The 14,046-nt window shown below is 62.3% G+C and carries 9 protein-coding genes and 1 pseudogene; 8 read left to right on the top strand and 2 right to left on the bottom strand.

What is annotated here, in order from left to right:
- The first annotated feature begins 98 nt into the window (after positions 1-98).
- The 8 genes from F4Z81_07035 to F4Z81_07070 all read left to right on the top strand — a co-directional run bounded on the left by F4Z81_07035 (position 99) and on the right by F4Z81_07070 (position 11,096).
- Positions 99-356, top strand: a complete 258-nt coding sequence (locus F4Z81_07035; protein ID MXW04808.1) for a CopG family transcriptional regulator — start codon at positions 99-101, stop codon at positions 354-356.
- Positions 357-374: 18 nt separating this feature from the next.
- Positions 375-794, top strand: coding sequence for a DUF1801 domain-containing protein (locus F4Z81_07040; protein ID MXW04809.1), 420 nt, complete (start codon positions 375-377; stop codon positions 792-794).
- Between the two features lie 216 nt (positions 795-1,010).
- A complete protein-coding gene (locus F4Z81_07045; protein ID MXW04810.1) occupies positions 1,011-2,180 on the top strand; it encodes a hypothetical protein in 1,170 nt (389 codons plus the stop codon).
- Positions 2,181-2,289: 109 nt separating this feature from the next.
- Positions 2,290-4,980: a protein translocase subunit SecD gene (gene secD, locus F4Z81_07050; GenBank protein ID MXW04811.1), complete on the top strand. Its 2,691-nt coding sequence runs from the start codon at positions 2,290-2,292 to the stop codon at positions 4,978-4,980.
- A 37-nt stretch (positions 4,981-5,017) separates the two neighbouring features.
- Positions 5,018-7,093 (top strand): NAD-dependent DNA ligase LigA, encoded by a 2,076-nt coding sequence (ligA, locus tag F4Z81_07055; protein ID MXW04812.1) that lies wholly within the window; start codon positions 5,018-5,020, stop codon positions 7,091-7,093.
- On the top strand, positions 7,090-7,971 hold the full coding sequence (locus tag F4Z81_07060) for a hypothetical protein (GenBank protein ID MXW04813.1): 882 nt from the start codon (positions 7,090-7,092) through the stop codon (positions 7,969-7,971). The genes ligA and F4Z81_07060 overlap by 4 nt, the downstream gene beginning before the upstream one ends.
- Before the next feature lie 4 nt (positions 7,972-7,975).
- Positions 7,976-9,001 (top strand): Gfo/Idh/MocA family oxidoreductase, encoded by a 1,026-nt coding sequence (locus tag F4Z81_07065; protein MXW04814.1) that lies wholly within the window; start codon positions 7,976-7,978, stop codon positions 8,999-9,001.
- Between the two features lies 1 nt (position 9,002).
- Positions 9,003-11,096 carry a thioredoxin domain-containing protein gene (locus F4Z81_07070; GenBank protein ID MXW04815.1) on the top strand — a complete coding sequence of 698 codons (2,094 nt, stop codon included), beginning with the start codon at positions 9,003-9,005 and terminating at the stop codon, positions 11,094-11,096.
- Here F4Z81_07070 and F4Z81_07075 read toward each other — a convergent pair.
- Together F4Z81_07075 and F4Z81_07080 are read right to left on the bottom strand one after the other, a co-directional pair.
- Entirely contained in the window at positions 11,079-12,017 is a 939-nt protein-coding gene (locus F4Z81_07075; protein MXW04816.1) for a tyrosine-type recombinase/integrase, read from the bottom strand. The two genes, F4Z81_07070 and F4Z81_07075, sit on opposite strands and share 18 nt — an antisense overlap.
- Positions 12,018-13,956: 1,939 nt before the next feature.
- Positions 13,957-14,046: pseudogene (locus F4Z81_07080) on the bottom strand (collagen-like protein).

Genomic DNA, 14,046 nt, shown 5'->3' on the forward strand with positions numbered 1-14,046 from the left:
GTATTGTGACTGCGTCAGACCGTCCGGACGGTGGGGACTTTACTGTCGTGGCACAGAATTCTAAATGACATGAACAAGTAGAATGGATATGTTTATGCATGCGCATTACGATTCACATCGACGACAACCTGCACGCGGAACTGAAGAACATCGCGGCACGTACCGGCAGGACGCTGACCGCCGTCATCCATGACGCGCTACAAGACTCCCTGTCACGCCGCCGCAACGCGAAACGGCCCCCGGTCAACCTGCGGGTGTTCCACGGGACAGGGGTCATGCCCGGGGTGGACCTGAACGACTCGGCCGCGCTCCTCGACCACATGGATGATGATCAAGGTCGACCACCGGCCATTTAGTCCACGGAGACAGAAACCTTGTCCGATCTCAAGACCCGGCCCACCGACGCGAGCGTCGAAGCATTCATTGACGCGGTGGACCATCCGCGCAGGCGCGAGGACGCGCGTACATTACTGGAACTCATGCAAAGGGTGACGGGCGAAGAACCCGTGATGTGGGGACCGTCGATCGTGGGGTACGGAAGCTACCACTACCGGTACGCGAGCGGACAGGAAGCCGACTGGCCCGTCGTGGGATTCTCGCCGCGCAAACAGAACCTGTCGATTTACATCATGACCGGGTTCGAAGAATCTGACGAGTTGCTTTCCCGCCTGGGCAAGCACAAGACCGGCAAGTCCTGCCTGTACGTCAACAAGCTGGCCGACGTGGACCTGGACGTGCTGGAAAGACTGGTGCGCGCGTCCGTCGCGGAGATGAAACGAAGGTATCCGAGCTGACCGGAGAGGCGTTCCGTAATCGCTGGCTCACCTCCCGTTCTGGACGGGTTTCGCCGGGTAACAAATAGTATAAGGAGGGCCCGATTAAGTTCGATGCAGTGACCGAGTATACTTGACAGATTTTGGTTTTGGGGTTATAATTGTGGACGATCTGAAATCTACATATGCCGTGAATCAAGGTGATTCAACGGCGAAACTCTTAAACGGAGGAATCCAATGCGAGGTATATTCGTACTGCTGACCATGACCCTGGTCATGGGATGCGCAACCGAACCTGCGAACTTCGAGGAACTCGTGGAGCGGTTGAACGAGACAGAGCAGGAAATCCGCGCCAAGCAGGAAGAGATCCAGACGACGATATCGACGTTCATCGCATCTAATCCCGAGAGGCAGGTCGATGCGGAATCGTTGACCAATATGGCGCTGAATCCCGAACACGAAGCCGTCTTGAACGAAATGCTGGCCGGCGAGGAGGACGTTTCGTACCGCGGTCTCGTGCAGGAGATCATCGATACCCGGGGCGAGGTCGCGGAGCTGCAGCAGCAGATGCAGGACCTTCGAGACGATCTGCCCGCGCCTTATACGGTTGAGCGCGGCGACTCCCACATCCAGGTCGCCCTGCAGTACCTCATGGAGAATCACGGCCTATCGACGGCCGAAGCCCGCGACGTGGTTGAGCAGACCGCGTTGGTGGAGGACCTGAACGTCGGCAACCAGATCTGGTTGCTTTACAAGGACGGCATCCTCGGAACCTACGTGACGCAGGGCACGTCCGACATGTCGCCGGGCCGCGCGCAACGCATCGCCAGGGCGCGCATCAACCGTACCATCGCGACGCTGACCGACGAGCGCGACGCGGCCGAGGCACGGGCGGCTTTCATCGCCGATTCGCTGGGCCAGGTCAAGGACATGCTCGAAGAGCGGATCGTGTTCCTGCGCAGCGAAGAAGAGCGCCTCAATGGACAGATCGCGATGCTGACCGACGCCCGCGACGAGGCGCTGGCACAGCGGGACATGGAGGAACAGGCGAAGCTTGCGGCCGAGATGAAGCTGAACTCCATTTTCTTCGCCGTGAACACCATGGACCACTGGAAAGACTCGATGGTCATCAAGGATCCGTTCTTCGGCGGCCCCCGCGTGGAATCACTCTCCGGCGTGGATTTTTCCCAGTCCCAGGACCTGCGTGAAGGCACGGTACTCACGATCGAACGCTCGGCCTTCCCATCGCTGGACAGTATCAAGAAGGTGGACGTTTTCCCGCGCACCTTCAGGGACGGCCAGGACTATGTCGTCGCATTCCATCCCTCGGGCGACCGGGTATCCATCGAACTGCTCGTGCCGGATAACTTCGCCGGCCAGAACGTGCTGTTCGCCCTGAGAGACTAACGACCAGATTCCCATCGAACAGCTTGAATCATCTATACGCATCGCAGAAACGAAGGCGGGTGGCAGGCAGTCAGGCAACCCGCCTTCGCCTGCTTAGGAGCCGGGTTGCATGCAGTGGAAACAGGTACGTATCGTTCTTATTCTCGTTGTAATCTTCACCGCACTTTGGTACGTCTATCCTTCCGTAAGAACATCTGACTACTGGCAATACGCCCCCGTTCAGAACGCCCTTACCCCGGAACAGATCGATGCGATCGATGCGGATCCGCTCCTGACCGAAGCGGACCGGGCGCAGCTCAAGGAACTGAATCTCACCAAGGCCGAACGCGACCTGCTCCAGGACCAGTCCATCCGCCAGGGTCTCGACCTCCAGGGCGGCGTGCACATCAAGCTCGAGGTGGACAAGTCCAACCTGCCGGAGGAGGAAGCCGTAGACGTCGTGGAACGGGCGATGCAGGTCATCTCGAACCGCGTCAACGAATTCGGCGTCACCGAACCGATCATCCAGCAGGAGGGCGAAGACCGCATCATCGTCGAGCTGCCGGGGCTCAGGGACATCGACCGGGCCATGACGCTGATCAACCAGACCGCCCAGCTGGAGTTCAGGCTGCTGCGCGAAGGCAGCGAGCTTCGTTCGGTCGTCGAGCGCATCGACGCCCTGCTGGCAGCCCGCGATACCACGAGCGTCCCGGCGGATACGAGCGCCCTGATTCCCGAAGCGAACGTCACGGCGGAACGCAACCCCTTCCTGTCTTTGATCGACCTCTCCGACAACGAGATCATCGTACCGGCGAGCAATACCGCCCGCGTAGACGAAATCCTGGCACAACCCCAGGTGCAGAGCTTCATACCGGCCGGCGCGGAGATCCGGGCCGGCGTGGTGCGGACGACGGCCAGCGGGCAGCGCGTCAGGTCCTACTACTACATGAACGCCCAGCCGGAACTGACCGGCGCCGTACTGGCGGACGCCTTCCCGCAGACCGGTTCAGGCTCCGATATCGGCAGCATGGGCGTGGCGTCGGTGGGATTTACGACCACGGACGACGGCGCGAGGACCTTCTCCCGCGTCACGGGAAACAACATCGGCCGGCGCCTGGCAATCGTGCTGGACGGCCGGGTGTTCTCCGCGCCGGTCATCCAGGGACGCATCCCCAACGGCCGGGGCGAGATCACCGGCATCAACTCGCTGGAGGAGGCCAGGGACCTCTCCATCGTGTTGCGCGCAGGCGCCCTGCCCGCGCCCATGGAGATCATCAGCAAGTACGTCGTGGGGCCGTCCCTGGGCGAGGACGCCATCAACTCCGGCAAGTGGGCGTCGATCCTGGGCCTCATCGCCGTCATGATCTTCATGGCGGTGTATTACCGGACGGCCGGCTTCATCGCCAATTTCGCCCTGATCCTGAACCTCCTCTTCCTGCTGGCCGTCCTCGGCGCTTTCCAGGCGACGCTGACGCTGCCGGGCATCGCGGGAATCATCCTGACCATGGGCATGTCGGTGGACGCCAACATCCTCATCTTCGAACGGATCAAGGAGGAGCTCAGGGCCGGAGGGAAGACGATCCGGCAGTCCGTGGACAGCGGCTACGGGAACGCGCTCCGCACCATCGTGGACGCCAATATCACCACCCTGATCACCGCTTTTGCCCTGTACGAGTTCGGCACCGGACCCATCAAGGGATTCGCCGTGACGCTGGGTTTCGGTATCCTGATCAGCATGTTCACGGCCATCTTCATCACGCGGTCCCTCTTCGACGCGCTCATCGACCGGTGGCAGCTCGTCCAGGTCAGCATCGGCCGGACCGATCCCTTCGGGCGCCTGTTCTTCGGATTCATGCGGTTCGGCAAAGTGGCCTTCGTCATCACCTGGTGCGTGATCGTGGTCGGCCTGGGGACCATCGTCGTGCGCGGCGGGGTGAACTGGGGCGTGGACTTTCAGAGCGGGTCGCTGATCGAGCTGCAGTTCGATCCGCCGGTGCCGGTACAGGACATACGCGGCGCCCTGGGTAACGCCACCATCGAGAACCAGGCCGTCGACCTGAGCCAGAGCGAGATCAAGATGATCGGCGAGGAGGACAACATCCTGATCCGGGCGGCCGACAGCGAATGGAACGAGCAGCAGATCGCATCCGCCGTCAAGACGACGCTCCGTGAACAGTTCCCCGAGAACCTCAAGGGCAATGAAGACGACTGGCTGCGGCAGGAATACAACGTCAGCCCGAAGATCGGCAAAGAACTCACGGTCGACGCCATGGGCGCCGTGGGAGCCTCCATCATCGGCATTGTCCTCTACATCACCATTCGGTTCCGCCAGGTCAACGGGTTCCGGTTCGGGATCGGGACGATCGTCGCGCTGATCCACGACGTGCTCATCGTGCTGGCCATGCTCACCCTCGTGGGCGAGGAACTCACCATGGCGGTCGTGGCGGCCCTGCTGACCGTCGTGGGGTATTCTACGAACGACACCATCGTGGTCTACGACCGCATCAGGGAAAGCCTGGGCCGAACCCGGACGGAAGGGTTTTCGGGCGTAGTGGACCGCAGCATCAACGAATGCCTGAACCGGACCATGATGACGTCGCTCACCGTCCTCCTGGTCCTGGTCTTCCTGCTGGCCGGCAGCACGTCGACCAACTGGGGATTCGCCCTGGCGCTGACCTTCGGTGTCATCACCGGAACCTATTCCTCGATTTTCATCGCCAGCCCCATCGTGGTCTGGTGGCAGAACTGGATAGCCAAGAAGCGCGAGGAAATCCGACGCGCCAGAAAGCCATCGCGGTCGAGCGTCGCCCGCACCGGTTAGGGTCGCCCGCACCGGTCAGCTAAAGCCCGCGGATCCCATGTCGCCTGCCGAACGCATTGAAGTCCTGCGCCGGGACATCCGGTCGCACGATCACCGGTACTTCGTACTCGACGACCCGGTCATCAGCGATTACGACTACGACATGCTGGTGGCCGAGCTGCAGGACCTGGAATCGGCCCACCCCGACCTGATCACCCCCGACTCGCCCACCCAGCGCGTCGGGGGGGAACCCTCCGCTACCTTTCCCGTCGTCCGGCATCCCGTGCCCATGCTCTCCATCGGGAACACGTACAACGATGAGGAGATCCGGGACTTCGACCGCCGCATCCGCGACCTGCTGGGTCCGGATCGGGCGTACGCCTACGCGGTCGAACTGAAGATCGACGGCGTGGCCGTCAGCCTGCGCTACGAGAACGGCGCGCTGGCCCTGGGCGCCACGCGGGGGGACGGCGAGCAGGGCGACGACATCACGGCGAACCTGCGGACGATCCGGTCCATCCCCCTGCGCATTGCCGAAGAAGACCCCCTGCTCAACAACATCGAGGTGCGGGGCGAAGTGTATCTGCCCCACGACGGGTTCGAGGCGCTGAACGCCTCCCGCGCGGAACGGGAGGAGCCGCTCTTCGCGAACCCCCGCAACGCCACGTCGGGCTCGCTGAAACTCCGCGATCCCCGCGGCGTCGCCGAGCGGCCCCTGAGGGTGTTTCTCTACACGCTGCGTTTCGAGGACGAAGCCGGCGCGCTCGCGGTCCGGCCCGACCTGGACAGCCACTATCATCGGCTGCGCTGGCTGGCCGGCCAGGGGTTTCCGACCAACCGGAAAGCCCGGCGTTTCGGAGCCATAGACGAGGTGATCGGTTTCTGCCATGACTGGGAGGAACGGCGGGCCTCACTGTCCTACGACATCGACGGCATGGTCATCAAGGTGGATTCCACCTCACTGCACGGCGAACTCGGCGCCACGATGAAGAGCCCTCGCTGGGCTATCGCCAGCAAGTTCGCCGCACAACGGGCCAGGACGCGTCTCACGGACATCCGGCTCCAGGTCGGCCGCACCGGCGTGGTAACCCCGGTAGCCGAGCTCGAGCCGGTCTTCCTGGCCGGCTCGACGATCAGCCGGGCCACGCTTCACAACGAGGAAGAGATCCACCGCAAGGACCTGCGCGTCGGCGACACCGTGTGGATCGAAAAAGGCGGGGACGTCATCCCCAAGGTCGTTTCGGCCGACCTGAACGAGCGGGAGGACGGGTCGACGCCCTTCGAGATGCCGACGGCCTGTCCGGTGTGCGAAACCGCGCTCGTGCGGGTGGGCGAAGAGGTGGCGTGGCGTTGCGGGAACGCGGCCTGTCCGGCCCAGACGCAGGCGCGCGTCACCCATTTTACCGGCCGGAACGCCATGGACATCGAAGGGCTCGGTCCGGCGGTCACCGAGCAAATCCTGGGGAATGGCCTGATCGGGGACGTGGGCGACATCTACCGCCTGACCCGCGAGCAGCTCGGGACGCTGGAGCGCATGGGCGAGAAATCCGCCGGCAACCTGCTGCAGGGCATCGAGGCCAGCAAGGACCGCCCCCTCGATCGCCTCCTCTTCAGCCTGGGCATCCCCCACGTGGGCGAGCGGGCCGCCCGGCAGGTCGCCGAGCGCTTCCGCTCCATCGAAACCATCAAGGCGGCTTCGGAGGAGGAACTGGTCGCCGTTCCGGAGATCGGTCCGAAGATCGCCGAAAGCATTGTCTCTTTCTTCCGGAACGAACGGAACCTCGAGATCGTCGCGAAACTCAAGGATGCCGGCCTCCGCATGGAACTGGAAGCACCGGGCGCCGGTGCGGAAGACGGCACGGATAGCGGTGTTGAAAGCGGCACAGACTCCCAGGCGCTGGCGGACAAGATCGTCGTCATCACGGGAACGCTGTCGAACTACACCAGGGATGAGATGGCAGGCCGGATCGAAGCCGCGGGCGGGCGGGTAACGTCCAGCGTGAGCAGGAAGACGGACTACCTGGTCGCCGGCGAAAACGCCGGTTCCAAGCTGAAGAAGGCACAATCCCTCGGTGTCGAAATACTGAACGAAGAAGAAACCGAAGCCCTCCTCTCCGGGAAACGTTCCCCATGAATGCCTACGGTTGCCAGTCCATGATCCGCCCGTTGAAGCGGGTGCTGGTCAAGCGCCCGGAAGAAGCCTTCGAAAGCCAGGAACGGATCGACGGCCAGTGGCAGTCCCTGGACTACCTGGCCAGGCCGGATTATGGCCGCGCGGTGGACGAACACCGGCGGTTCACTTCCCTACTCGAAGCGGCGGGCGCCGAAGTGGCGTGCCTGCCGGCAGACGGCCGGACGGGACTGGACGCCCTCTATACCCACGATCCCGTGGCCTCGGTGACCGACCAGGGCGTGATCCTGGGCCGCATGGGCAAGGACGCCCGCATGAAAGAGCCGGACGCCCTGGCGGACTGGTTCGCCGAAGCGGACATCCCCGTGGCGGGGCGCATCGAACCGCCCGGCAGCGTCGAAGGGGGCGACGTGGTCTGGCTCAGGGACAACCTGGCCGTCATCGGGCTGACCTATCGCACCAATGGCGAAGGAATCCGGCAGTTTCAGGAACTGCTGCAGCCGCGGGGCATCGACGTGGTGGCCGTCCCCATGGTCCACTGGGACGGTCCGGGCGCGGTGCTGCACCTGATGTCCGTCATCAGCCTGTTGGATACGGACCTTGCAGTCGTCTACGAACGGCTGCTGCCCATCCCCTTCCGGGAGATGCTGGCTGCCCTGGGCATCGGCCTCGTGGCGGTGCCGGACGAGGAGTACGACAGTCTCGGCTGCAACGTGCTGGCCGTAGGACCCCGCCACGTCATCGTGCGAAGCGGTAATCCGGTTACGGTGGACCGCATGCGGAAGGCCGGCTGCCGGGTCGAAACATTTGACGGCGATCATATCTGCTACGCGGGCAGCGGCGGGCCGACCTGCCTGACGCGTCCTATACTGCGGTCATGATAACATGAACAAGTACCGGGCAGGCTTCATCGGTTGCGGCGGTATCGCCACCGCTCACGCGGACGGATACCGCCACGTGGAAAACGCCGAGATCGAACTGATCGCGGGTTCGGACATTCATCCGGAAGGGGAGAAGGCGCAGCGTCTCGCCCGGGAACACGGCATCCGGCTGTATACGGACCATTGTGAAATGCTGGAGCGGGAGCAACTCGACCTGGTGAGCGTATGCACCTGGCCCCGCGGACACTGCGAAGCCACGATCGCGGCGGCGGAAAACGGCGCGAAGGGCATCCTTTGCGAGAAACCCATGGCCGTCTCCCTGGACGAGGCCGACCGGATGATCGCGGCCTGCGAGAAAGCCGGCGCCGCCCTCGCCATCGGCCACGCCCACCGTTTTTCGCCCCAGGCCGTACAGGCGCGCGCATGGGTCCAGGCCGGAGAAATCGGACAGGTCGCCATGATCTGGGGCCACTGCACCCTCGACCTGATGAACAACGGCACCCACGTCATCGACCTGATCAGCTACCTGAACGGCGACAGCCCGCCCCGGTGGGTTATGGGCCAGATCGACCGCCGCAGCCGGATCGAAGGACGGCGAAACCATCCGGACATGCCGGCCGAAGACATGGCGATCGGGCGGGTCGGCTACGAAAACGGCGTCGTGGGATTCATCGAACTGGGCGAACGGGCGAGCCAGTCCTTCTCCTTCCGGATCATCGGGTCCGATGGCATCATCGAGGTGAACAGTCCCGACGGGCCGACGTTGAAGATGCTGTCCAGCTACCGTTCGGACGGATGGCACGTACCGCAACTGGAAGAGACCTACTCCAATGTCTGCGGCGAGCTGGAGGAACTGGTCTCCGCCGTCGAAGGCCGCGGCACCCACCGCTGCGAGGCGAAGATCGCCCGCGTAGCCCTGGAGACCATCATGGGCATCTTCGAGTCCTCCGCGCGGCGATGCGTCCTGGAGTTTCCCATCGACGCCGGTGATTTCGTCCTGGAACGCATGGTCAAAGAAGGGTTGGTGTAAATTGAACGCAGCGCACGAGAACGAACAGCAGGCCAACCGGCTGGCCCACGAAACCAGCCCCTACCTGAGGCAGCACGCCCACAATCCCGTGGACTGGTATCCCTGGGGCGAAGAAGCCCTGGAGAAAGCCCGGTCCGAAGACAAACCCGTGATGCTGTCCATCGGCTACTCCGCGTGCCACTGGTGCCACGTCATGGCCCACGAGTCCTTCGAGAACGATGAGACGGCGGAGATCATGAACCGGCTCTTCGTCAACGTCAAGGTGGACCGGGAGGAACGGCCCGACCTGGACGAGATCTACATGAACGCCGTCACCGCCATGACGGGCAGCGGCGGCTGGCCCATGACCGTCTTCCTCACGCCTGGCCTGAAACCCTTCTACGGTGGCACCTATTTCCCCCCGGACGACCGGTACGGCCGGCCCGGGTTTCCTCGCATCCTGGAGGCCGTGGCTCAGTTCTACCGGGAACGCCGGTCCGACGCCGAGGAACAGGGCGAAAAGCTTAAATCTCGTCTCGTCGAGCTGGCCGGGTTCACCTCAAGCAACGAGACCCTGGAAACGGGGCTGCTCGACAAGGCCTTCACCGGGATCGCCGCGTCCTATGACGCCACCAACGGCGGTTTCGGCACGCAGCCCAAGTTCCCCCCGTCCATGACGCTGTCCTTCCTGCTGCGCGAGCACCTCCGGTCCGGGCGGCAGTCGGCTCTCGACATGGCCGTCCATTCCCTGTCGAAGATGGGCAACGGAGGCATCTACGACCACCTGGGCGGCGGATTCCATCGCTATTCCGTCGACGCGAAATGGCTGATCCCCCACTTCGAGAAGATGCTCTACGACAACGCGCTGCTCCTGCGGACCTATACCGAGGCGTTCCAGGCCACCGGAGAACCCCTGTTCCGCAAGGTCGTTTCGGAGACGGCGTCCTACGTGATCCGCGAGATGCTGCAGCCCGGCGGCGGCTTCTACGCGACCCAGGACGCGGACAGCGAGGGCGAGGAAGGCCGGTTCTTCGTATGGACGCCGGACGAGATCAAGGCGATCCTGGGGAATGAGCAGGGCCGCCTCTTCGCCCGGTACTACGGCGTGGAAGAAGGGGGCAACTTCGAACACGGGACCAGTGTCCTGCACGTGGACGTCGGCCTGGAACCGCTGGCCGCCCACCTGCGGGTGGCCCCGGAGGAACTGCGGACGATCGTGTCGGAAGGACGCCGGACCCTCTTCGATCACCGCGAGCAACGCGTGCATCCCGGCCGGGACGAGAAGATCATGACGGACTGGAACGGGTTGATGGCCGGCAGCCTGGCCCGCGCGAGCCGCGTCTTCGGCGAACCGGCCTGGCTCGACGCGGCGGCGGATTCGATGGGGTTCGTCCTGGACGCGCTGCACGAGGACGGACGGCTCATGCATACGTTCAAGGACGGCCGCGCACGGTTCAACGGCTACCTGGACGACTACGCCTTCACGGTTTCCGCGCTCCTCGACCTCTACGAGGCGACCTTCGACCCGGCCTGGTTCGTCCAAGCAGAGGCGCTCATGAATACAACGATCGAGCGGTTCTGGGATCCGGAGGACGGCGGGTTCTTCTTCACCAGCGACGACCACGAGACGCTCATCGTCCGGTCCAAGAATCCCTACGACAACGCCATTCCCTCGGGCAACGCGGTGAGCGTGCAGAACCTGCTCCGGCTGGCCGCGTTCACCGGCCGGAACGAATACCGGGACCGGGCCGGGCAGACCCTGTCGCTCTTCACGGATTACATGGGCGCGGCGCCCGGGGGCTTCGGCCAGTTACTGTGCGGACTCTCCTGGTATCTCGACAAGCCTGTGGAGATCGCCCTGGTCGGCGCCAGGGAGGACGCCGCCACGCGGGCGATGCTGGACCTGATAGACGGCACGTTCCTGCCGAACAAGGTCGTGGCCCTGCACGATCCGTCCGGGGACGACAGCCGTGCCGGAGAACTTATCCCGCTCCTTGCCAACCGGCCGCAGATCGACGGCGCGACCACGGCCTACGTCTGCGAACAGTTCGTGTGCCAGCAGCCCGTGACCACCGTAGACGGGCTGGCCAAACTGCTTTCAGTCAATCCCCAGTAGTCGGGCTACGGCGCCCTTGCCCGCGGCCTGCTCGCGGGTGTAGTGCGCGGGCATCTGGCTGTCGGTCCAGCGTCCGGCGTTCTGCAATTCCACCAGGGTCGCGCCGCGCTGCGCGAGTTCCTGGGCAGTTCCGATGCGAAGACTGTGCCCGCTCACGCCCTTGATGCCGACCAGCTCCGCGGCGGCCTTGATAGCCAGCCGGGCGCCGTCCACCGTCAGCCGGGCATCGCTCATCCGGTCGCCCTTCAGCATCCGGCGAAAGAGAGGCCCCTCCGTGTAACCGGCTTTCTGCTGCAACTGCTGGATGGTTTCGACGGTCCGGGCGGTCAGAAAGAGGCTGGCGCCCTTCCCCTCCTGGTCGGTCTTGCTTTGAAGCAACAGGAGCCGCCCACTTCCGTCGAACTCGGTGGTGATGTGCTCGCAGTCGATGGCGACGGCTTCCCCGATCCTCAACAGGGCATCGCTCATTACACGAAACAGCGCAGCGTCACGCAGTCCGGCCAGGGTGTCGGTGGCGACGGCGTTCTGCACCATGATCTTGACCGTCTCGCGGGTCAATCCCGTTACCTGGCCGCGGCCCCGGTTTCTACCTTCGCGACGGATTCCGGCCAGCGTCCGGCTCGTCAACGGCCCCACGCTCGACGGCCGTCGATCCAGCTTCTCCCAGAAACGGACGGCCTGCACCACTACGGTTACAGAGGCCGGTGCAAGTCCCCGGGTATACAGGTACGCCAGATAGCCGGCCAGGGTAGTGTCGGTCAACGGCTGCCCATCCAGGTATTCGAACAACTTGCGCAATGCATCACCGTACGCCTTCGCCGTGTTCGGCGCGATGCTGGCTTCCAGCAACCTTGCGACATCGACGGATGATCGATCGGCCTTGTTGTCCAGGGCATGCTGTAAGGAGATGTTTTGTTGCATCGTACTTACTCAATACAAGAATTCCGACACACTCCCATGGGGGAGAGATCGCTGTTTACCTTAATTCGGACGAGACAGAGAGGATCCAGTATACTAACTCCTGTCAAATCCTGAAATGTTTGTTATTGTGATATAAATGGAGTGGTTCAACGTATTTCGGACGGGTGAGTTTTCAGGATCGATCCCGGTGCCGCAGGGCCGGGACGACCTTTCCCAGGAACGGATACGATCGGGTGTAGCGGTAGAATGCGGAGCACGTTAACCATTCACGCCAGTCTCCCTCTTGCCATTTCGTTAACTTTTTTGATAGTAAAGTACGCATGGTTTTCGGTACGGGTCAACTACTAAGTGATCGTTTATGTTTTTTTTGTGATTTAACTCCATATAAATATGAATAGACCGAGCGTAAGTGAGCGGCTGGCTTCGTCGTCTGAAGCTGGAAGCAGATGGGCACTACGCGCTAATGTTTGCTATGGGTATGGTTGGGTACGTCGGGTAGGTCGAGGACGTGAAACAGGATTGGATACAGCGGATATGAGAAAACGAGGATGTTGGACCAGCAAAGATCGTTGAACGCAGAAAAGCCCCGTACCTGCAACGGGGCTTTTCTTTTTATTGGGACCGATCGCCCTTTTCAGTGGCCGATGGCTCCTACTCAGGGCGAACGGGAAGTTGTAACGAAATGACCGAGACAAATGCAGGGCGGATCTGCTACGATGATGCTTGCCCTGTCGGGATAACTTCCGGGGGTCACTCGAAACTTGGTTTGATGGGGCGCCCGGGAAGGCACCCCATCTCACCGCAGGACTCTGTCAGCGCCCTGTCTACGGGACCCGGATTATCCCGATTAACCGTCGTCTGGCGTCGAGTCTATTACCTTCACGGTAAACCTCAGACGCGCCTCTCTCGCTCCTGTAGCCTTCAAGGATACGAAAGTTTGATATGTGCCTACTGCTACACCAGTACCAACAGAGGTTGGAGGTACAACCGTCACGGTGATAGTACCATCGGCGTTTGCGTCAGCGCCCGTAGCTCCTACACCCATGTTAGCGGCAGCGGTTCCATCCTCAGGCGCGGCAGGGGTGACCGCCAATGTCCAGGCCGTGATAAGATCATTTGAAACTATATCCCGGAGATTGACATCAAAAAGAGTTCCTGCGACTGGTGCACCAGCTTCGGTATAAGCGGGCGTATCCAACCCTTGATCCCAAACAAACTCGTTGCCATTGTTCGAGGCACTGGGATCAATAACTCTCGTGATGCTCTGACCTGTGACGTTGACAGCAATACTGCCACTCACGTCTTCCACCGTCGCCATAATCTCGGCGTCGCCGGGACCCTTGCCGGTGATCGTGCCGATGGCACCCATCATCACCAGCTTCTTCATAGCATCCTTCTTTTGCTCGACAGCGGCAACGGACTTGTCGGAACTCGACCAGGACCAATCAGAACGTGGTGCGATTACTTCGCCGTCTTCATCATGGGCCACGGCAGTTATTTCATTTACATACATCTCGCCAGCGGCCAAGTTGAGTGAACTAGGCGCCTCAGTGGCATCGTCATCTTCACCAATCATGAAAACGATCGTATCGATAGGCTTGGTAACGGTGACTTTGAGCTTACCGGCGATACCGGCCAATTCTGACGCAGCCGTGATTTCGGCCGAACCGACCCCGGCGGCTGTGATCACGCCGTCTTCCAGGGTAATGGCGTCGTCAGCATTCTTGGTAATGGCTATCGTAACCGGGATAGCATCAAGGGCTCTCCCGCTCTGCGCACCGGCAACGGCTACAATCATACTCTCTTCGCCGACCCGCATAGTGTGTGGGATGCCAGCCGAAGCATCTGCCTTATCGCCACCATCTATCGAGATGGCGACGTGGTGTGCCTGAGCCAGCTGGATGGGATCAATGCCACCGGTGTCAGGGATACCTGCCGGACCCGGAGGGCCTTGCTCACCCGGAGGACCTGGCTCACCTGGAGCGCCATCAGCGCCAGGTTCACCCGGATCGCCCTTGTCGCCCTTGTC

Source organism: Gemmatimonadota bacterium (assembly GCA_009835325.1).
Classification (GTDB): domain Bacteria; phylum JAAXHH01; class JAAXHH01; order JAAXHH01; family JAAXHH01; genus JAAXHH01.

Coding starts and splice junctions, on each gene's coding strand:
- F4Z81_07035 (MXW04808.1), top strand. CDS start 99: ATGCGCATTACGATTCACATCGACGACAACCTGCACGCGGAACTGAAG.
- F4Z81_07045 (MXW04810.1), top strand. CDS start 1,011: ATGCGAGGTATATTCGTACTGCTGACCATGACCCTGGTCATGGGATGC.
- secD (MXW04811.1), top strand. CDS start 2,290: ATGCAGTGGAAACAGGTACGTATCGTTCTTATTCTCGTTGTAATCTTC.
- ligA (MXW04812.1), top strand. CDS start 5,018: ATGTCGCCTGCCGAACGCATTGAAGTCCTGCGCCGGGACATCCGGTCG.
- F4Z81_07060 (MXW04813.1), top strand. CDS start 7,090: ATGAATGCCTACGGTTGCCAGTCCATGATCCGCCCGTTGAAGCGGGTG.
- F4Z81_07065 (MXW04814.1), top strand. CDS start 7,976: ATGAACAAGTACCGGGCAGGCTTCATCGGTTGCGGCGGTATCGCCACC.
- F4Z81_07075 (MXW04816.1), bottom strand. CDS start 12,017: ATGCAACAAAACATCTCCTTACAGCATGCCCTGGACAACAAGGCCGAT.